The following is an 18,095-nucleotide window of genomic DNA, read 5'->3' on the forward strand; positions in this document are numbered from 1 at the left end:
CCCGGCGACGTTGGTCACGCTCGAGTTTCTTGTCCACCACAGTCATCAGTGTCTCGGCTTTCAGTCAGGAGCACCGCTACCTCACACAAACCATCTGACACGCTCATCGCGCAGGCGCTGCAGCGACCAGCTGCCCTGCCGCCGCAGAGCCTCCGCCAGTTCGTCATCCACGAGCGGTGCATACTCTTGGCCGCCGACCAGTGCGGTGCGCGCGATGATCGTGCGGATGTGTCCGCCGGTGATCACTCCGTCATGCAGGCATTGCGCCACATGCGGCAGGCCAGCGAACAGGTGGGCGGCGTCCATCAACTCGGTTTCCACACCGGCTTGACTGCGACCGAGCATCATCGCGATCTCATTCGCCGCGCGAGCGTGAGCGTCGTAGACGCGGCGGTCTTCCTCGGCATACGGGGCGACCAGCCGTTCGAAGACTTCGGCCATCGCCCGCAACCGGTGCCAGTCCATCAACGCACCCGCACGCCGCGCCCGAACAACAACCTCACCCAGGCCGGCAGCATCCACCTCATCCAACGACTCTGGCAATCCCAATGCGGAGAGATCCGGATCTGACTCAACAGACTGTTCAACCAGAGACATCGGAACCCCCTCTCGGCGGATGACCACGACTCGAACCATCTATCGAATACATGTTCGAGTCTACCTAGGAAAGTCCACTCCGACAAGGGAAAACAGCACCGAATCACGAGCAATGCCAAGATCATTCACGTGAATGACACCGAGCGTCAATCACCCTCGCCCGCAAGGCAATATCTGCCATCGGTGCGCAGTTCGATGAGTCCGTCGGTCAGCAGGGAGTCCAGCGCCCGGTCACGTTGTGCCACATCGGTCAGCCAGACGCTGTCGAGTCGGTCGCGACTGACCGGAGAGTTGCTGTCGCGCAACACATCCATCAGGAGACCTCGGACCTGCCGGTCGGTGCCGGCGAACTTCTGGACACGCTTGGCCGGGCCATCGTGTGCCGGTTTGCCCCGAGCGACCCAACGGCACGTCCGCTGCAAAGGGCAGTCTGCGCAGCGCGGTGAACGCGCAGTGCAGACCAATGCTCCGAGCTCCATCAATGCGGCCGAAAACCGAGTGGCTGCACCGGGATCGGCGGGTAGCAGGGCTTGTGCATCAGCGAGATCGCGTTTGCTCGGCGATCCCGGCTCCGCGCGTCCGTGCACAGCTCGCGCGATCACGCGACGCACGTTGGTGTCGACAACAGGGACAGGCTGACGATAGGCGAAGCAGGCGACGGCACGGGCGGTGTAATCGCCGATGCCCGGCAGGCTCAGGAGTGTGTCGACGTCGGTGGGCACGGTGTCGCCGTGCTCGGCTGCCAACACGGTCGCGCACTCATGCAGTCGCATCGCGCGGCGCGGATAGCCCAACTTGCCCCACGCGCGGACCACCTCGCCGACGCTCGAGGCGGCCATCGCCGACGGCACAGGCCAGCGCTGCACCCAGTCCAACCAGACGGGCATCACCCGAGCCACTGGAGTCTGCTGGAGCATGATCTCGCTCATCAGGATCTGCCAGCCCGAAATGCCGGGTTCTCGCCACGGCAGGTCGCGTTCGTGGACGTCGAACCAGCCAAGGAGCCCAACAGTGGGCACAATGTCAGTCATGGGCGATGTGACTCCGGCGCAGGCATGGGATCAACTCAAGCAAGGCAACAGGCGATTCGTCGGTGGGGAACCGAAACACCCGAGTCAGGGTATCGATGACCGTCATCGGCTCGCCGCGGGGCAGCACCCGCGCGCAGTCCTCTTCGGCTGTGCGGATTCACGCGTGGCCGCCGAGCTGATCTTCGACCAGGGACTCGGCGACATGTTCGTCATCCGCACGGCAGGTCACACGGTCGATTCTGCGGTACTCGGCTCGATCGAGTACGCCGTCGAGGTACTCGACACACCCTTGATCGCGATCCTCGGACATGACAGCTGCGGCGCGGTCCAGGCCACCCTCGAAGCGCTCGACGATCTGCAGATTCCCGGCGGGTACATCCGCGACGTGGTCGAGCGGGTGACGCCGAGCATCCTCGCAGGCCGCAGCGAGGGTCTGCGTCGCGTGGACGAGTTCGAGGCACGACACGTCGAGGAGACCGCTCGGCTGCTGATGGATCGCAGCCAGATCATCGCCAAGCGCGTGCAGAACGGAACGCTGGGCATCGTGGGACTGACATACAAGTTGTCGGAGGGTGAGGTCTCACTGCGCGAGGTGCTCGGTGACATCGGCGACGCGCCGCTGCCGGAGAACGCGATCGGTGTCCGCGCCTCCTGAGCGTGCACGCTCTGACGCTGAGTGAATTTTCGCAATAGCCCAGTAAAGCCGTGATCTGGTCGCGACACGCCGTGTCGGGTGATTCGGACGCAGGTTCGTTCGCCGTACGGTTGGGCCGTGTTGGAACCGCAGGGGCCGCTGCCGCCCGAGATCTACTGGCGTCGGCGCGCGCTCGCGGTCGGGATCGTTGTCATCGTCTTGGCGGTGGTCATCGGTCTGATCGTGTGGGCCACGAGTGTCGGTGGTCCGAAGAAGACCAGCGAATCCGGTGTGCTGCCCGGCGCGGGCGCGGTGATGGTCACGCCGAGCGCCCCATCGCAGTCACCTGACGCCTCCTCGTCGGGATACGGCGACGGGTACGGGGGCAGCGAGTCGGCCACCCCGTCGGTCTATGTCGGCGACAACGGCCTCGCAACCACCGTGCAGGTGCCGGCCGCGGGATCGTCGGGCGGGGGCCAGGGTTCGTCGAACCAATCCGGTGGCGGCCAGGGCGCCGACACGCAAGGCGGGCAGTCGGGCAATGGCGGTCAGGCCCAGAGCACTCCGCAGCCGGTGCCCGCCTCGGGTCTGTGCCCCGACCAGAACATCTCGGTGGTGCTCTACACCGACAAGGCCAATTACGTTGTCGGAGACCATCCGACGTTCACCCTGGTGGTGACCAACATCGGCCTGCAGAACTGCACGCGCGACGTGGGCAAGGGCATGCAGAACGTCACCGTGCGCACACTCGACGGTGTGCACTACATCTGGTCGGCCAACGACTGTTTCCCGGGCGCCGGGGTGAACAACATGCTCCTCAAGCCGGGTCAGCAGTTCACCGACAAGATCGTCTGGTCGGGAACCAGCAGCAACCCCGGCTGCACCGCCAAGCGCGAGCCGGTGGGCCCGGGCGCCTACCAGGCCTTCGCCGCCCTCGGTGAGCGCCAGAGCTCGCCCATCACGTTCAACGTCGGCCCGGCGCCCGCACCTGCGAACACCGGCGCCTGAGCCACCGCGTCACGTACCGGTCGGGGTCACGTACCGGTCGGGGTCACGTACCGGTCGGGACCCGGGCACTGCTGACGGACTCGTGACGTCACCGCATTCAGTCGAAGCGTTCGATGCTGCTCTCGGCCAATCGGCTCAACCCCTCGCGGATGTGCCTGGCCCAGATGCTGCCGATGCCTTCGACGGCCTCGAGGTCGGCCGAGGTGGAGGCGAGCAGTGCCTGCAGTGTCCCGAAGCTGCGTGCGAGCCGATCGATGTGGGCGAACTGCAATCGTGAGATTCCCGACAGAAGCCGGTATCCACGCGGATTCATCGTGGTGTCCTGGGCGTCGATCGTGGTGGGGTAGCCGAAGGCGCCGGCGAGCTGGGTGGTGTCGAGCAGGTCGGCATCCGAGAGCGCCTCGATGACCTCGAGTGCGCCGCGCACCTCTTCGGTGGTCGCCGGTTCGGGGGTCGCGTAGTAGTCGCGCACCAGCAGCTCGCGCATGATCTCGTTGTCGCCGACCAGTTCTTCGAGCTGCAGCGACAACTGCCGTCCGTTGCTGCCCAGTTCCAGCACGTATTGCTCGATCTCGGCGGCGACGCGGCGGACCATCTCCAACCGCTGTACGGCGACCATCGCATCGCGCAGCGACACATAGTCCTCGATCTCGGCGCGCGACAGCGCCGCGGCGACCTCGTCGAGCCGAGTCCGGTAGCGCTCGAGAGTGGCCAGTGCGAGGTTCGCGCGCGAGAGGATCGCATCCGAACCCTCCACCACATGCCGCACGCCCTGCACATAGGCGCTCACGATCGACATCGACGCGCTGACCGAGACCACCGGATAGCCGGTCTGGATGGCGGTGCGCTCGGCGGCGCGATGACGCGTGCCCGACTCCTCGGTGGGAATCGAGGGATCGGGGACCAGCTGCACGTTCGCGCGCACGATCCGCTTGCCATCCGACGACAGCACCACCGCACCGTCCATCTTCGCCAGCTCGCGCAGCCGGGTGGGGGCGAACTCCACGTCGAGGTGGAAACCCCCGTCACAGATGCGTTCGACGTCGTCGTCGTAGCCCAGCACGATGAGCGCACCCGTCCGACCGCGGAGGATGCGCTCGAGGCCGTCCCGCAGCCCGGTGCCCGGGGCGAGGCGCGCAATCGTCCCGCGGAGCAACTCACCGGTGCGCACCGAGTGATCGATGCCGGTCCGGCTGTGTCCGCCCGCGTCGTCCATCTGGTCCCTCTTCGATTCGTGCCCGGCTTCGTACTGACGGGCGACCGTCGCTAGATTACTTCTCGTGAACGACCCCGCTTTCTCGACCGCGTCCTTCGTGATCCCCGACGATCTCGAATCGGGGAAGCGCGCAGACTTCGCCCCCGCCCCCGGCTCGGTGCTCAACGTGCACAACCCGCATTGCTTCGGGTGCGGACCCAAGTCGGCCGACGGTCTGCACCTGCAGGTCGTGGCAGGCAGCGGTCTACACACGACGGCCATCTGGGAGGTGCCTGCGCGTTTCGAAGGTGGTCCGGGCGTGATCCACGGCGGCATCCTGTCGTCGGTGTTCGACGAGGTGATGGGCAACGTCCCGATGCTCGTCGGATCTGTGGCGGTGACCGCACACCTCGAGGTCGACTTCGCCACGCCGATCCCCATCGGTGCGACGCTCACGATCGATGCCCGGTTGATCGGGCTGCAGCGCCGCAAGCTCTACATCGCAGCCGAAGCGAGTATCGACGGCGCCGCAGAACCCGCCGCCACCGCCCGTGGTCTGTTCATCGGAATCTCGCCGGCCGACCACTTCAAGGACACCTGGCGGGCCAGCGGCAGCGCCGCCGACTTCGCCGCAGGCGAGCGTAGGCCCTAGCCGACGTCTAGAACGTGTACGCCGGCTCGTCTGCGTCGGCCTTCGTGCGGTCTATCGCCTCGCTGAGCGTGCCGACCTCCACGACCGAGATTCCGGTGGGACGATCCTCGAGACAGCCGGCCGGTACGAATGCGCGGGTGAACCCCAGACGCTTCGCCTCGGCGATGCGTCGTCCGATCGCCGGCACCCGGCGAACCTCGCCCGCGAGGCCCACCTCGCCGATCATCACGGTGCCCGCGGGTAGTGGACGGTTGTGGTGCATCGACGAAATAGCAAGTGCGACAGCCAGATCCGCACTCGGCTCGCTGATCTTCATACCGCCCACCGTTGAGGCGTAGACGTCGCGCTTCTCCATCTTCAACCCGACCCGTGCATCGAGTACGGCCATCACCATCGCCACGCGCGAGGAGTCGAGGCCGCTGACCTCCCGGCGTGGGGTGGCGAACGGCGAGTTGGTGAACAGCGCCTGGATCTCTCCGACCAGCGCCCGTTTGCCGTCCATCGCCACCGTGATGGCCGACCCGGTGACGGTGGCCTCCCGGTGTTGCAGGAAGAGGCCCGACGGGTCGGTGACCTCGCGGATCCCGGTGTCGCGCTGCTCGAAACACCCCACCTCGTCGGAGGGGCCGAAACGGTTCTTCACGCCGCGGACCATGCGGAGTGATGAATGGCGATCGCCCTCGAAGGACAACACGACGTCGACGAGATGTTCCAGTGACCGCGGACCGGCGACCTGCCCGTCCTTGGTGACATGCCCGACGAGGAAAACCGCGGTGCCGCTGGTCTTGGCGAGCGACACCAGGGCGGAGGTGACTGCCTTGATCTGGGTGACGCCGCCGGTGACGCCGTCGGCGTGGCCGGCGATCATCGTCTGCACCGAGTCGACGATCATGAGTCCCGGGCGCAGGGACTCGGCGTGGCCCAGGACGGTTCCCAGATCGGATTCGGCTGCCAGATAGATGTTCTCGTTGACCGCGCCGGTGCGTTCGGCGCGTAGGCGAACCTGCCCGGCCGACTCCTCCCCGGTGATGTAGAGCGCGGTGCGGCCGCTCTCGGCCCACCTGCGCACCGCCTCGAGCAGAAGTGTCGACTTGCCGACGCCGGGTTCACCAGCGAGCAGCACCACCGACCCGGGCACCACACCCGAGCCGAGCACGCGATCGAATTCGCCTATCCCGGTGGGGATGGCGACCGAGGTGGTGGGGTCGATCTCGGTGATGCGTTGGGCGGCGGTCGACGGGAGCACAGCCGTTGCCGCGCGTGAGGACGCCGACGACGCCGCGGGCAGGGCGGCGACCTCGTCGACCGAACCCCACTCGCCGCACTCCGGGCAGCGCCCCACCCATTTGGGCGGAGCGAATCCGCATGCGCTGCAACGATAAGACGCCTTGGGTTTGGCCACGGGAAAAGACTAGCCCCGACCACCGACAGATCCCCGCAGCCGCAGGGCTACGGGGATCATCGCGCTACAGGTGACGGCGCGGTCGGCATCGACCGTCGCCGGGTCAGGGTTGGCGCGGCTGGTCGATCGGCGCCACGATCGGGACCGGCAGCGTGATCGCCGGCGCATTGCTGAAGGTGAACTTCATGTCCACGTTCAGCCCGGGGGTCAGCGTGGCGGCCCCGCCGGTGTAGACCACGTCGATGTGGCGGTTGGTGGCTCCCGAGGCCGGCGACTCCGAGGCGGCCGCCGAATCGACGAGCAACAGCGACGGGGTACCGGCGCGCAGCGCCTGCTGCGCCGGCAACGAGGTGTTGCCGTCGATCTTGACGCTGCCCTGGCCGGTGGTCGGCTCGATGGACACCAGCTTGTCGGCGGTGTCAGGGCTGTTGTTGGAGATGATGAAGGTCATGTCCAGCGGCTTGCCGTTGTCGAATTGCTGCGTGGCACCGTCGTTCGACGGATAGGTCAGTTCGACGTTGCGTAGCGCCAGCTGGCCGGTCATACCCTGTGCACCCGGCACGGCCGGCTGCTGGTTGGTGGTCTGCGAGACCTGGCCAGAGCCGCATGCGGTCAGGCCGACGAGCAATCCGGCTCCCACGGCTGCGGCGGCCGCAGCGGTACGTACACGCGGCAGACGGGTGAGACGGGCGGATTTCTGCGGCACTGACACCGGTGTCCCTCCAGGTTGCGTCCTCAACTTCGGTGCGGCGCGACGGTCGTGGTGGACGCATCTGGTGGTGCTCTCGTCGATACTTCCGCCGGCCGGTGACCGTCTGCGGTCGATTCACCGACCACGACGATCGCTGACGATCATCTCACGCGCACTACGGAGCGTAGTGGGCGACGGGCCACCGGGCCCATGTCGGGGCCCAAATGTCTCCGACAACTGCCTCCGACATGCGGGTTCACCGGTGTCCGACTCGTCGGCGAAACGGCGTGTTGACAGGGACGTTTGGGCGTGTCGGGCCGCTGACCTGCGCCGTTGTCTGATGCGTCGGAAATGGACGTGTTAAACTGGCTCCATCGAAAGGGGCCAGGAACATTGAATTTCAAAGTTGGTGACACCGTTGTCTACCCCCATCACGGTGCTGCCCGAGTCGAAGACATTGTGACCCGGACGATCAAGGGTGAGCAGGTGGAGTACCTGGTCCTCAAGGTCGCAGATGGTGACATGACCGTTCAGATCCCGTCGACCAAGCTCGAATATGTCGGCGTCCGAGACGTCGTCGGTGAAGAGGGGCTGGACAAGGTGTTCCAGGTGCTTCGTGCACCGCATACCGAAGAGCCCACAAACTGGGCACGCCGTTTCAAGGCAAATCAGGAGAAGTTGATCTCCGGCGACATCATCAAGGTGGCCGAGATCGTCCGCGACCTGTGGCGTCGTGAGCAGGATCGCGGACTGTCGGCAGGCGAGAAGCGCATGCTGACCCGTGCACGTCGGGTACTGGTCGATGAGTTGTCGCTGGCGCAGAACACCAACGACGAGAAGGCATCGATCATCCTCGACGAGGTGTTGGCGGCCGCGTCCTGATCTGGACCGGGTAGTTTTTGCCGGGTGAGCAGCAACCCCCGAACGGGCACAGTCGCACTCATCCCGGCAGCCGGGATGGGCACGAGGCTCGGTGAAGACCAGCCGAAGGCATTCGTCGATCTCGGTGGTACGACCATTCTCGAGCGCAGCGTGGATTCCGCGCTGCGCTCGAGTGTTTTCTCCCGCGTGATCGTGGTGGTTCCCGAGGACATGGTCGAGCATGCGCGCGAGCTGGTTCCCGAGGCCGAGGTGGTCGCCGGTGGCGCCGAACGCAGCGACTCGGTGCGCGCGGGTCTTGCGGTGATCGGCGCCGCCGAGCGGGTCCTCATCCACGACGCCGCGCGTGCCCTCACCCCACCCGATCTGTTCGTCCGTGTCGACGACGAACTGCGCAACGGTGCGACCGCAGTGGTCCCCGTCCTCCCGGTGGTCGACACGCTCAAGCGTGTCGACACCGTCGACCACGAGGTCATCGAAACCGTCGACCGTGCGAAACTGCGCGCCGTTCAGACTCCACAGGGCTTCACCCACACGGCATTACAGCTCGCTCATGCCGAGTCCGGGGATGCCACCGACGATGCCGGCCTGGTGGAGGCCCTCGGCTCACGGGTACAGACGGTGCACGGCGACCAGTACGCCTTCAAGATCACCACCGCATTCGATCTGCGGATCGCGCGGCTGCTGCTCGCCGACGAGGCGACGTCGTGATGGGTGACGAGGCGACGTCGTGATGCGCGTGGGGATCGGCACCGACGTCCATCCGATCACGCCTGGCCGTCCGTGCTGGATGGTCGGGCTGCTGTTCGACGACGCCGACGGCTGTGACGGTCATTCCGACGGCGACGTCGGGATCCATGCGCTCTGCGATGCGTTGCTCTCGGCAGCGGGGCTCGGTGACCTCGGCGCGGTGTTCGGCACCGGACGACCAGAGTGGGACGGCGTGTCAGGAGCGAGCATGCTGACCCACGTCGCCGGTCTGCTCGGTGAGAACGGCTTCTCCGTGGTGAACGCGGCGGTCCAGGTGATCGGTAACCGGCCCAAGATCGGGCCGCGGCGTGACGAGGCGCAGTCCGTGCTCTCGGGACTACTCGGCGGGGCCCCGGTGTCGGTGTCGGCGACCACCACCGACGGCCTGGGCCTGACCGGTCGTGGGGAAGGGATCGCCGCAGTCGCGACAGCGTTGCTGGAGGGCTGACCTGTCGCCTGGCGACGTCGTGATCGCCTGTGGCCCGGCGACGGCGTGATCGCTGCCCGGTAGAATCGCACGTCGTGACCCTGCGCCTACATGACACCGCTGCTCGCGAGGTGCGCGACTTCGTTCCGCTGCACTCCGGCCGGGTGACGATCTATCTGTGTGGTGCCACCGTCCAGGGCATTCCCCACATCGGTCATGTGCGCAGCGGTATCGCCTTCGACGTGCTGCGCCGGTGGTTGATCCACAAGGGCCACGACGTGTGGTTCGTCCGCAACGTCACCGACATCGACGACAAGATCCTCACCAAGGCTGCCGACGCCGGTCGGCCGTGGTGGGAGTGGGCCAACACCCACGAGCGGGCCTTCGACGACGCCTACCGGGCGCTCGGGGTGCTGCCGCCCTCGGCCGAGCCGCGCGCCACGGGCTTCATCACGCAGATGGTGGAGTACATGGAGCGGCTGATCGACCGCGGACACGCCTACGCCGCTGACGGCAACGTCTACTACGACGTGCGCAGCCTGCCCGACTACGGCGCACTGTCGGGGCACCGGCTCGACGACGTGCATCAGGGGGAGAGCGCGGGCACCGGCAAACGCGATCCGCGCGACTTCACCCTGTGGAAGGCCGCGAAGACCGGGGAGCCCTCATGGCCGACCCCGTGGGGTCCGGGACGGCCGGGCTGGCATCTCGAATGTGCGGCGATGGCCACCGAGCTGCTCGGTGCTGAGTTCGACATCCACTGCGGCGGTATGGATCTGGTGTTCCCGCATCATGAGAACGAGATCGCCGAAGCCCACGGCGCCGGTGACCCGTTCGCGCGCTATTGGCTGCACAACGGCTGGGTGACCATGGGCGGCGAGAAGATGAGCAAGTCGCTGGGCAACGTGGTGTCGATCCCGGCGATGCTCGAGCGGGTGCGTGCGGTCGAGCTGCGCTACTACCTGGGCAGCGCCCACTACCGCTCGATGCTCGAGTACTCCGACGGTGCACTGCTGGAGGCCGCGGCGGCCTACCGGCGTATCGAATCATTCGTCGAGCGGGTCGTCGCGCGATACGGCGACGTCGCGGTGGGCGAGGTCGCCGAGGGGTTCGCCGCCGCACTCGACGATGACCTCGGCGTGCCGGCGGCACTGGCCGAGATCCACAACACCGTCCGGGTCGGCAACGCCGCACTCGACGAGGGGCAGGCCGAGTTGGCACGCAATGCGGCGGCGTCGGTGCGGGCGATGACGGGAATCCTCGGCGTCGACCCGCTCGATCCGCACTGGGCGTCGCAGTCCGACGACAGCGCGGCGATGGCAGCCCTCGACGTGCTGGTGCGCGCCGAACTCGAGCGTCGGTCGAGTGCGCGCGCCGACAAAGACTGGGCGGCCGCAGATGCTGCCCGCGACCGACTCGCGGCCGCCGGTGTCGAAGTGACCGACACCGCCGACGGTCCGCAATGGAATGTGAAGGGTGCCCGGTGATGGCGGGGAATTCCAAGCGCAAAGGCGCGGTCCGCAAGACGGGCTCCAAGAAGGGGCAGACCGTCGGGTCGGGCGGGCAACGACGCCGCTCACTCGAGGGACGCGGCGCCACTCCCAAGGCCGAGGATCGCGTGTACCATCCGGCGCACAAGCGGGCCAAGGCGGCGGCGAAGTCCTCCGGTGGCCGTCCCGCCGGCGGCAGACGGGGTGAGCGTGGCCGCGACGGCGGTCCTGAGTACGTCCTCGGCCGCAATCCGGTCCTCGAATGTCTGCGGGCGGGCGTCCCGGCGACCGCACTGTACGTGGTGTCGAGCACCGAACCCGACGAACGTCTGGCCGAGAGCGTGAAGATCGCCGGCGACAAGGGCATCACCATCCTCGAGGTCGGTAAGGCCGAGCTCGACCGGATGTCGGCGAACGGGCTGCATCAGGGTGTTGCGCTGCAGGTCCCGCCCTATGAGTACGCCCATCCCGACGATGTGATGGCCCGTGCCATCGACAGCGGGGAGCCGCCGTTGCTGGTTGCTCTCGACAACATCACCGACCCGCGCAACCTCGGTGCGGTCATCCGCTCGGTGGCGGCCTTCGGTGGTCACGGAGTGCTGATCCCGGCCCGCCGCAGCGCATCGGTGACCGCCGTCGCGTGGCGTACGAGTGCCGGTGCGGCAGCGCGACTGCCCGTGGCGCAGGCCCCGAATCTCACGCGCACGCTCAAGCAGTGGGCCGCCGACGGTGCGCAGATCGTGGGGCTCGACGCCGACGGCGACACCACTCTCGACGACTACGACGGGAGCGGGCCGACGGTGATCGTGGTCGGTTCCGAGGGTAAGGGGCTCTCGCGTCTGGTGCGCGAGACCTGCGACTCGATCCTGTCGATCCCGATGGCCGGACCGGTGGAGAGCCTCAACGCATCGGTGGCCGCGGGAGTCGTACTCGCCGACTTCGCACGGCAGCGCCGCTCGTCCTAGGGTCGCCTCTGCTCGATGACCGGTTGTGGTCAACCGTGTTGCGATCAATCGAGCCCGCGCCGGGCTTGTGATCACTAGCCTCGGAAACCATGTATGCCATTGCTTCTCGTGACGATCTCGTCGCCGCCGTCGGTGTCGAACTGGGCCACAGCGACTGGCTGCTCGTCGACCAGGACCGGGTGAACACCTTCGCCGATGCGACCGGTGATCACCAGTGGATCCACGTGGATGTCGAGCGGGCCACGAAGGAAAGCCCGTTCGGTGGTCCGATCGCCCACGGGTACCTGACGCTGTCACTGGTCCCGGTCCTGGCCTCGCAGGTCTACAAGATCGACGGTGCGCGCCTGCTGGTGAACTACGGGTCGAACAAGGTGCGATTCGTGGCGCCGGTGCCGGTGGGTTCACGAATTCGCCTGTCGCCCAAGATCACGGTGGCCGAGCCGGTGGGCGAAAACGGTTTTCAGGTGGTGGTGGGGCAGACCGTGGAGATCGAGGGAGCCGACAAGCCCGCGCTGGTGGCCGAGACGATCACCCGCGTCTACTACTGATCGCCACACCCGCACCGACCAGCGCCGCACGCACCGCGTCGGCGTGGGCCACCGCGCCGGGGGTGTCGCCGTGCAGACACAACGACTCGGGGACGATCTCGAGCACGCTGCCGTCCACGGCGACCACGCTGTGGTCGGTGACCATACGGACGGCACGTTCGGCGATCGCCGCCGAGTCGTGCAACACCGCACCGGACATCGACCGCGGCGCCAGCGATCCGTCGGGCAGATAGGCGCGATCGGCGAATGCCTCTGTGATGACCGGCAATCCCGCTCGTCTGGCGAGGTCGGTGGCCAGCGCCGTCGGTAGGCCCATCAGCGGAAGGCGGCCGCCCAGTGCCGTCAGTGCGGCCACCACGGCCGCGGCCTGTCCCTCGTGGCTGACGATCGTGTTGTAGAGCGCCCCGTGTGGTTTCACGTAGTCGACCGTGCCGCCGACGCTCGCCGCCAGCGCGGTGAGCGCACCTGTCTGATAGATCACCGCACTCGTGAGATCGCTTGGGGCCATGTCGATGAAGCGTCTACCGAAACCTGGCAAATCGGGATAACCCACCTGCGCGCCGATGCGTACCCCGCGCGCGACCGCCTGCCTGCAGGTCCGTCGGATGGTGTCGGGATCGCCGGCGTGAAATCCGCAGGCCACGTTGGCGCTCGAGACCACGGCGAGCATCGCCGCGTCGTCGCCGAGTGTCCAATTTCCAAAGCTCTCACCGAGATCGGCATTGAGATCGATCGAAGCGATGTGGGTTGTCACGTTGGCCGACGATATCCCCATCGGCTCGTGCATGCCTCACACGGCGTCGTTGATTCTGGGCTATGTTGCATTCAGGGTCGAATCCACGCTGTCACAGAGAGAATGGCGGATATCGACATTTCGGTCGGAGTGCCTGCTCGGGTCCACCGCGTATCGATGTCGAACGGAGTCTTGTGCACATACGGCCAACGCGGACCGGCGGTCTTCGTCGGGGTCTGCCGATGCGTGTCTGTACAGCGCTGCTCGTCGGCGCACTGGTGATGCTGTCGCCGTCGGTTCTGCAGACCGCGAGTGCCGGCGCCGCCCCTGGTGACGAGCAGTCACCGGCGGCCGGCACCACGAGCGTGAGTCTGGATTCCATCGGCGGATCGTCGACCCTGTCTTTCACCGGTCAGGCCGCGTCGGTGAGTGTGGCCGTACCGGTGCCGCAGGGCCTCACCCCGACCGTCATCACCGGAACGGTCGCGGTCCCGGCGAATGTCGCCTCCGGTGAGATCGATGCGATCCAAGGCGATCGCCTGCTGTCGCGGACCCCGATCCCGGTGGCGCCCAACGCTCCGATCACGATCCCGCTCACCGGATTGCGGGTGGACGGTAACGGCGCCTCGGTGACGTTGCGGACGTATCTGTCCGCCGACCAGTTCTGCACCTTCGACCCCGACGATCCGATGCGTATCACCGGTGCGGCCATCACCTTTAGCGGCACCGAACAGCAACCGGCCACCATCGCCGACTTCATGCCGCCGATCCTGCGAACGCTCACCATCTACGTGCCCGCCCGGCCCGAGTACGCCGAGCAGAATGCGGCCGTTCATCTCGCCTCGGCGGTGGTGCTGCACTACGGCACGGCGCTCGTGCGCGTACAGACGAGGTCGTTACCCGCGGGCTCGGTCACCCCGCCGGATGCCCCCGGCTTCCTCGAACGGCAGATCGTGGTGCGCGCCAACACCACCGATTCGATGTCGTTGGAGCGGCGTCCCGGTGGCGCGCCCTTCCTGTTGATGAGCGGTACGGCCGACAATCTGCAGTCACAGGCGCAGATGCTCACCAGTGGGCTCGCGCCGATCGCGGTCTCGTCGACGGCGATGGTCTCGCAGCTGGCACCCGGGCCTCAGATGACCCCCGACGTGCGCACACTGTCCGACATCGGCGCCGGCACACAGACCGTCACCGCCCCCTCGCGTCCGTCGGTGATCATCGGGATCGACCAGACCAAGCTGGGCAGGCCCTCGAAGAACGTACGGGTGGAACTGACCGGGTCCTACACGCCGCTGCCGCGTGATTCGGGTGGGCGGTTGTCGGTGCGTATCGGCGGGAACGTGATCGACTCGTGGCAGGCCGAATCCGACGGCACCTTCGACAAATGGGTCACGATCCCCGACGACGAGCTCCGGCGCTACACCGAATTGATCGTCACACTCGAACGCGGCGACGAGGAGGCCGGCTGCGGCAACCGTCAACTCGTGACGTTGACGGTCAGCGATTCCGGTGAGATCCGCTCCAGCGTCGCCAATCCGCCGGTGCCCGCCGGCTTCCAGTCGCTGCCGCAGGCGGTGATGCCTGGGTTCACCCTCGCCTTCCACGACGGCGATTTCGCCGACACCGCCCGCGGTGTCTCCATCGTGGCCGGGCTGCAGCGGCAGTCCTCGTCGGTCCCGCTGGGCATCACGCTGGCGACGAACTGGAAGTCGGCGTTGACGAGTTCGGGAACCCCGCTGGTGCTGATCGACGCCGGCGGACAGGATTTCGGTGACATGCCCTTGCCCGTGAAGGCGGGTCAGTCGGGTGCCTACCGGATCGCCGGGACGCGCGACACCGACGGCAAGGCTTTCAGCATTCAGCTCAGCCCGGCCACCCCATTCGGCTCGATGCAGGTGTTCCGGCAGTCCGGGAGAAGCGTGGTGACCGCCGGTTCGTCAGGAGATGCGGCGCTGTTGGATTCGATGCTCGCCTGGCTCGACGCCGACCCCACCAGGTGGAGCGGGCTCGACGGCGACGTGATGATGCAGACCACTGGTCGCGCTCCGTTGCTGCTGGACATTCCGTCGGCGGGGAAGGGCAAGGCGAGTTCGAAGTCGCACTCGCTGTCGGGATCGACCATCCGGGCGATCGTTGTCGGGGTGGCGGCGATCGTCGTGGTGATCGCCGTACTGCTCTGGTACTTCGTCATCCGCCGCCGCAAGTCCGGCGACGCCTGATCGACCGACGCCGATGACGACCCCTTCGACGGCGACCAGCCCCGACGTCGCTGCGACCGAGGTGCTGCGGCAATGGCATCCGATTGCGGTGGTGGCCACTCGGCTGGTGTTCCTCGCGGTCGCCACCTGCGTGGCCTTCTGGAACAGCTTCGACCAGTACGCACATCTGGTCGCCGGGGATCCGCTGTCGTCGTATCTACCGCTGATCCCGGTGGCGGCGTTGGCCTGCGCTTACGGCACCACCATCCGCAAACCGAAGGAACTGCCGATCAACGACCGGCAGATCGACGCGATCGTCGGCGGGGTTCTCATCGTCGGCGCATTCCTGGTCAAGGCGATCCTCGTCGGGCGGTTCGAGGACGTCTACTACCTCACCAGCCCGAGCGCCCCTGCCGTCTGGCTGTTCGCCATCGCCGGTTCGGTGCTCATGTTCGGGCTACGGCCGACCGCCCGGTATCGCTGGATGTGGTTGCTGGTGTTGCTGATGTTGCCGTTGCCGCATCGGATCGTGCTGATCGCTCTGGGTGGATCGGCACTGGCGGCCGGTGTCATCACGTCGATCTACGCCGGATATGCGATCGGGGTCGGCGCGGCGCGTACCCGCCGCGACGGTCTGGTCTACGGAGTGGTGATCGCGGCAGCGGGAGTCGTTCTGGCCGTGTGCATGTGGGCGGCCGGCGTCTCCGACGGGCGGGCGCTCACATTGGCACCCGGCATCATCGCCGGCACCGCGGTGGGATGTTGGATCCTGTGGAGGCGGCGCGGACTGTCTGCCCGGGAGTACCGCGATCATGGCTTCGACGACCCCGTTGTGCGCGGTCCTCGCAAGGCGGCTGCCTTCGTGGCGGTCATGGCGGTGGTCACCGCATTCGTCGGCATCGCGAACCCGCCCACATTGCCGGCCGCCCACGTCCCCGGGCTGGCCACAGGTGAGTCGCTGCGGGTGCCGGCTGGGTGGAGACAGGTCGGGGCCACCCACCGGTACGGGTGGGTCAGCGCACTGTTCGGGTCGGGCTCGGTGATGCAGCGGCAGAGGATCCTCGCCGACGTGCCCAACATCTCGTGGGACGACAAGAACCGCCGCAGGAGTGTGATGATCGATACGGTCACCACCGATTACCTACTGCCGCTTGACATCTATCCGGTGACCAGCCTCTACGACCTGAACAAGGCGCGATTCTCCGATCCGCAGTCGGCCGATCTCGGTCACGGCGTGGATGCCCAGATCCGCAGCGTCGTCGACGAAGCCAAGTTTCTGACGTTCACGATCATGACCTGGCGCTGGCGCAGCGGCGACCGATGGCAGGAGATCAGGCTGCTCAGCGTCGACAATCACGAGCCCGACGCCCCGTTCCCCGTGCCGACACTGTCGATCGGCAGGAATCTCGCGTTGCTCGTCAACGCATTGGTCCGCGGCAACTCGGTGACCGCCGACCGGCGGCCGTTGTTCAAAGATCGCGACATGCTCGTCGACGTCGGTCACGACATCGTCGACGCACAGATTCAGGCGGGTGGATCGCAGTGAACGCAGGAGGTGGCAACGCAGGCGACAGCAGGGAGCCCGACGCCCGTCCGGGCGAGTCCGCCGAGATGCGTGGGTCGATCCTCGACCGTGAGTCGGAGATGACGTTCCAGGAGAAGAACTCCAGCGAGGAGTTCCGGGCCGCGGCCCTGCACGACGCCGTCGACGGACTGCGCGAGAAGCAGCCCGAGGCGTCGGCATCGGTGGCATTCACGAAACCCCAGATCGTGGGGTTCGTTGCGCTCGCGATCGTCATCGTCGTCTGTCTGGTGCTCTGGCTGGTGCCGACGCTGACAGTCCTGGTGGCCATCGCCACCGCCGTGTACGTGATCACGATGCTCGACCGGATCGTCATGTTCCGTGACGGATTGGCGAGCGGGCCGTTGCGGGTCTCCGATGAGCGGGCCACGGCGATCCCCGACGACGAGCTACCCACCTACACCGTGCTGATGCCCGCCTATGACGAACCCGAGATCATCGGCGAACTCATCGGCGCGATGTCGGCGTTGGACTATCCCCGCGACAAGCTGCAGATTCTGCTGCTGCTCGAGGGCGATGACGACGTCACCATCAACGCCGCACATGAGAACGGAGTCGACGAACACTCGCTGGTGACACCGCTCGAGGTGCCCCCGGCCGACCCGAGGACCAAACCCAAGGCCTGCAACTACGGGCTGCACTTCGCCACCGGTGAGATCATCACCATCTACGACGCCGAGGATCTGCCCGAGCCGCTGCAGCTGCGGCGCGTGGCGGCGGCGTTCTCGGATATGCCCGACAACATCGCCTGCATCCAGGGGATGCTGAATTTTCACAACGGCGACCAGAACACACTGACCGCATGGTTCGCGGCCGACTACGGACTGTGGTTCGGCTACCTGCTGCCCGGTCTGATGCGCAGCTCCTCACCGATCCCGTTGGGCGGCACCACCAACCACCTCAGACGCAGCGTGCTCGATCACATCGGTGCCTGGGACCCGTTCAATGTGACCGAGGACGCCGATCTGGGTGTCCGGATCGCGGAGAAGGGTTATCGCACGGCGGTGATCGAGTCGACCACGCTCGAGGAGGCCAACCCCGATCCGATCAACTGGATCCGTCAGCGATCGCGTTGGTACAAGGGCTATATGCAGACGTGGCTGGTGCACATGCGAAATCCGCTGCGCACCTGGCGGAATCTGGGGACGTTCGGCATGTATCGCTTCACGATCCTGATGGCCGGCACACCACTCATCGCCTGCGTCAACAGGGGCTGGTGCACGAGTAGGTGACATCTGATCTGGCTTGCCCTGCCGGGCGGCCTGGAAGGATGCCAGCTGTGCCCAAGCCCTATCCCCAGGAGTTCCGCGACG

At 66.7% G+C, this 18,095-nt stretch carries 17 protein-coding genes and 1 pseudogene; 12 read left to right on the forward strand and 6 right to left on the reverse strand.

Translation table 11 applies throughout. The features are described from left to right. Window positions 1-81: 81 nt before the first annotated feature. Both IEW22_RS18290 and IEW22_RS18295 read right to left on the reverse strand, forming a co-directional pair. Window positions 82-597 carry a DUF222 domain-containing protein gene (locus tag IEW22_RS18290; RefSeq protein ID WP_188588626.1) on the reverse strand — a complete coding sequence of 172 codons (516 nt, stop codon included), beginning with the start codon at window positions 595-597 and terminating at the stop codon, window positions 82-84. A gap of 146 nt (window positions 598-743) precedes the next feature. Beyond that, window positions 744-1,628, reverse strand: coding sequence for an HhH-GPD family protein (locus IEW22_RS18295; RefSeq protein WP_188588627.1), 885 nt, complete (start codon window positions 1,626-1,628; stop codon window positions 744-746). Here IEW22_RS18295 and IEW22_RS18300 point away from each other — a divergent pair. Then, window positions 1,627-2,283 (forward strand): carbonic anhydrase, encoded by a 657-nt coding sequence (locus IEW22_RS18300; protein WP_188588628.1) that lies wholly within the window; start codon window positions 1,627-1,629, stop codon window positions 2,281-2,283. The two genes, IEW22_RS18295 and IEW22_RS18300, sit on opposite strands and share 2 nt — an antisense overlap. 117 nt (window positions 2,284-2,400) lie before the next feature. After that, window positions 2,401-3,270: a hypothetical protein gene (locus tag IEW22_RS18305; RefSeq protein ID WP_188588629.1), complete on the forward strand. Its 870-nt coding sequence runs from the start codon at window positions 2,401-2,403 to the stop codon at window positions 3,268-3,270. A 97-nt stretch (window positions 3,271-3,367) separates the two neighbouring features. On the opposite strand, the gene disA is transcribed toward IEW22_RS18305, so the two are convergent. Continuing rightward, window positions 3,368-4,486, reverse strand: coding sequence for a DNA integrity scanning diadenylate cyclase DisA (gene disA, locus IEW22_RS18310; protein WP_188588630.1), 1,119 nt, complete (start codon window positions 4,484-4,486; stop codon window positions 3,368-3,370). 64 nt (window positions 4,487-4,550) lie between these two features. On the opposite strand from disA, the gene IEW22_RS18315 reads away from it, so the two are divergent. Continuing rightward, the gene (locus IEW22_RS18315; protein WP_229742887.1) at window positions 4,551-5,117 is read left to right on the forward strand and encodes a PaaI family thioesterase; all 567 of its coding nucleotides are present in this window, start codon (window positions 4,551-4,553) and stop codon (window positions 5,115-5,117) included. A gap of 7 nt (window positions 5,118-5,124) precedes the next feature. On the opposite strand, the gene radA is transcribed toward IEW22_RS18315, so the two are convergent. After that, on the reverse strand, window positions 5,125-6,519 hold the full coding sequence (gene radA, locus IEW22_RS18320) for a DNA repair protein RadA (protein ID WP_188588632.1): 1,395 nt from the start codon (window positions 6,517-6,519) through the stop codon (window positions 5,125-5,127). A 103-nt stretch (window positions 6,520-6,622) separates the two neighbouring features. Then, entirely contained in the window at window positions 6,623-7,231 is a 609-nt protein-coding gene (locus IEW22_RS18325) for a hypothetical protein (protein WP_188588634.1), read from the reverse strand. Between the two features lie 372 nt (window positions 7,232-7,603). Here IEW22_RS18325 and IEW22_RS18330 point away from each other — a divergent pair, with 372 nt between their 5' ends. The 6 genes from IEW22_RS18330 to IEW22_RS18355 all read left to right on the forward strand — a co-directional run bounded on the left by IEW22_RS18330 (window position 7,604) and on the right by IEW22_RS18355 (window position 12,269). Beyond that, window positions 7,604-8,092, forward strand: coding sequence for a CarD family transcriptional regulator (locus IEW22_RS18330; RefSeq protein WP_188588649.1), 489 nt, complete (start codon window positions 7,604-7,606; stop codon window positions 8,090-8,092). A 24-nt stretch (window positions 8,093-8,116) separates the two neighbouring features. After that, window positions 8,117-8,800 carry a 2-C-methyl-D-erythritol 4-phosphate cytidylyltransferase gene (gene ispD, locus IEW22_RS18335; RefSeq protein WP_268235499.1) on the forward strand — a complete coding sequence of 228 codons (684 nt, stop codon included), beginning with the start codon at window positions 8,117-8,119 and terminating at the stop codon, window positions 8,798-8,800. A 19-nt stretch (window positions 8,801-8,819) separates the two neighbouring features. Beyond that, window positions 8,820-9,287, forward strand: coding sequence for a 2-C-methyl-D-erythritol 2,4-cyclodiphosphate synthase (gene ispF / locus IEW22_RS18340; RefSeq protein ID WP_188588636.1), 468 nt, complete (start codon window positions 8,820-8,822; stop codon window positions 9,285-9,287). A 74-nt stretch (window positions 9,288-9,361) separates the two neighbouring features. Continuing rightward, window positions 9,362-10,753 carry a cysteine--tRNA ligase gene (gene cysS / locus IEW22_RS18345; protein WP_188588638.1) on the forward strand — a complete coding sequence of 464 codons (1,392 nt, stop codon included), beginning with the start codon at window positions 9,362-9,364 and terminating at the stop codon, window positions 10,751-10,753. After that, window positions 10,753-11,721 carry a 23S rRNA (guanosine(2251)-2'-O)-methyltransferase RlmB gene (gene rlmB / locus IEW22_RS18350; RefSeq protein ID WP_188588640.1) on the forward strand — a complete coding sequence of 323 codons (969 nt, stop codon included), beginning with the start codon at window positions 10,753-10,755 and terminating at the stop codon, window positions 11,719-11,721. The genes cysS and rlmB overlap by 1 nt, the downstream gene beginning before the upstream one ends. A gap of 89 nt (window positions 11,722-11,810) precedes the next feature. Beyond that, window positions 11,811-12,269 (forward strand): MaoC family dehydratase, encoded by a 459-nt coding sequence (locus IEW22_RS18355; RefSeq protein WP_188588642.1) that lies wholly within the window; start codon window positions 11,811-11,813, stop codon window positions 12,267-12,269. On the opposite strand, the gene IEW22_RS18360 is transcribed toward IEW22_RS18355, so the two are convergent. Beyond that, complete coding sequence (locus IEW22_RS18360) at window positions 12,250-13,011, reverse strand: LamB/YcsF family protein (RefSeq protein WP_188588653.1); 762 nt, start codon at window positions 13,009-13,011, stop codon at window positions 12,250-12,252. The genes IEW22_RS18355 and IEW22_RS18360 overlap by 20 nt on opposite strands. A 233-nt stretch (window positions 13,012-13,244) precedes the next feature. Here IEW22_RS18360 and IEW22_RS18365 point away from each other — a divergent pair, with 233 nt between their 5' ends. The 3 genes and pseudogenes from IEW22_RS18365 to IEW22_RS18375 all read left to right on the forward strand — a co-directional run. Next, entirely contained in the window at window positions 13,245-15,221 is a 1,977-nt protein-coding gene (locus IEW22_RS18365) for a hypothetical protein (protein WP_188588644.1), read from the forward strand. Between the two features lie 13 nt (window positions 15,222-15,234). Beyond that, window positions 15,235-16,746, forward strand: coding sequence for a hypothetical protein (locus IEW22_RS18370; protein WP_188588646.1), 1,512 nt, complete (start codon window positions 15,235-15,237; stop codon window positions 16,744-16,746). Between the two features lie 98 nt (window positions 16,747-16,844). Continuing rightward, window positions 16,845-17,990: pseudogene (locus IEW22_RS18375) on the forward strand (glycosyltransferase); the annotation flags it as partial. Window positions 17,991-18,095: the final 105 nt, after the last annotated feature.

The sequence above is a fragment of the Gordonia jinhuaensis genome, from assembly GCF_014639795.1.
GTDB lineage: Bacteria > Actinomycetota > Actinomycetes > Mycobacteriales > Mycobacteriaceae > Gordonia_B > Gordonia_B jinhuaensis.

What these genes read in the sequence shown, in the direction of transcription:
- IEW22_RS18290 (WP_188588626.1), bottom strand. Translation starts at nt 597, where the DNA reads ATGTCTCTGGTTGAACAGTCTGTTGAGTCAGATCCGGATCTCTCCGCA.
- IEW22_RS18300 (WP_188588628.1), top strand. Translation starts at nt 1,627, where the DNA reads ATGGGCGATGTGACTCCGGCGCAGGCATGGGATCAACTCAAGCAAGGC.
- IEW22_RS18295 (WP_188588627.1), bottom strand. Translation starts at nt 1,628, where the DNA reads ATGACTGACATTGTGCCCACTGTTGGGCTCCTTGGCTGGTTCGACGTC.
- disA (WP_188588630.1), bottom strand. Translation starts at nt 4,486, where the DNA reads ATGGACGACGCGGGCGGACACAGCCGGACCGGCATCGATCACTCGGTG.
- rlmB (WP_188588640.1), top strand. Translation starts at nt 10,753, where the DNA reads ATGGCGGGGAATTCCAAGCGCAAAGGCGCGGTCCGCAAGACGGGCTCC.
- IEW22_RS18355 (WP_188588642.1), top strand. Translation starts at nt 11,811, where the DNA reads ATGTATGCCATTGCTTCTCGTGACGATCTCGTCGCCGCCGTCGGTGTC.
- IEW22_RS18365 (WP_188588644.1), top strand. Translation starts at nt 13,245, where the DNA reads ATGCGTGTCTGTACAGCGCTGCTCGTCGGCGCACTGGTGATGCTGTCG.
- IEW22_RS18370 (WP_188588646.1), top strand. Translation starts at nt 15,235, where the DNA reads ATGACGACCCCTTCGACGGCGACCAGCCCCGACGTCGCTGCGACCGAG.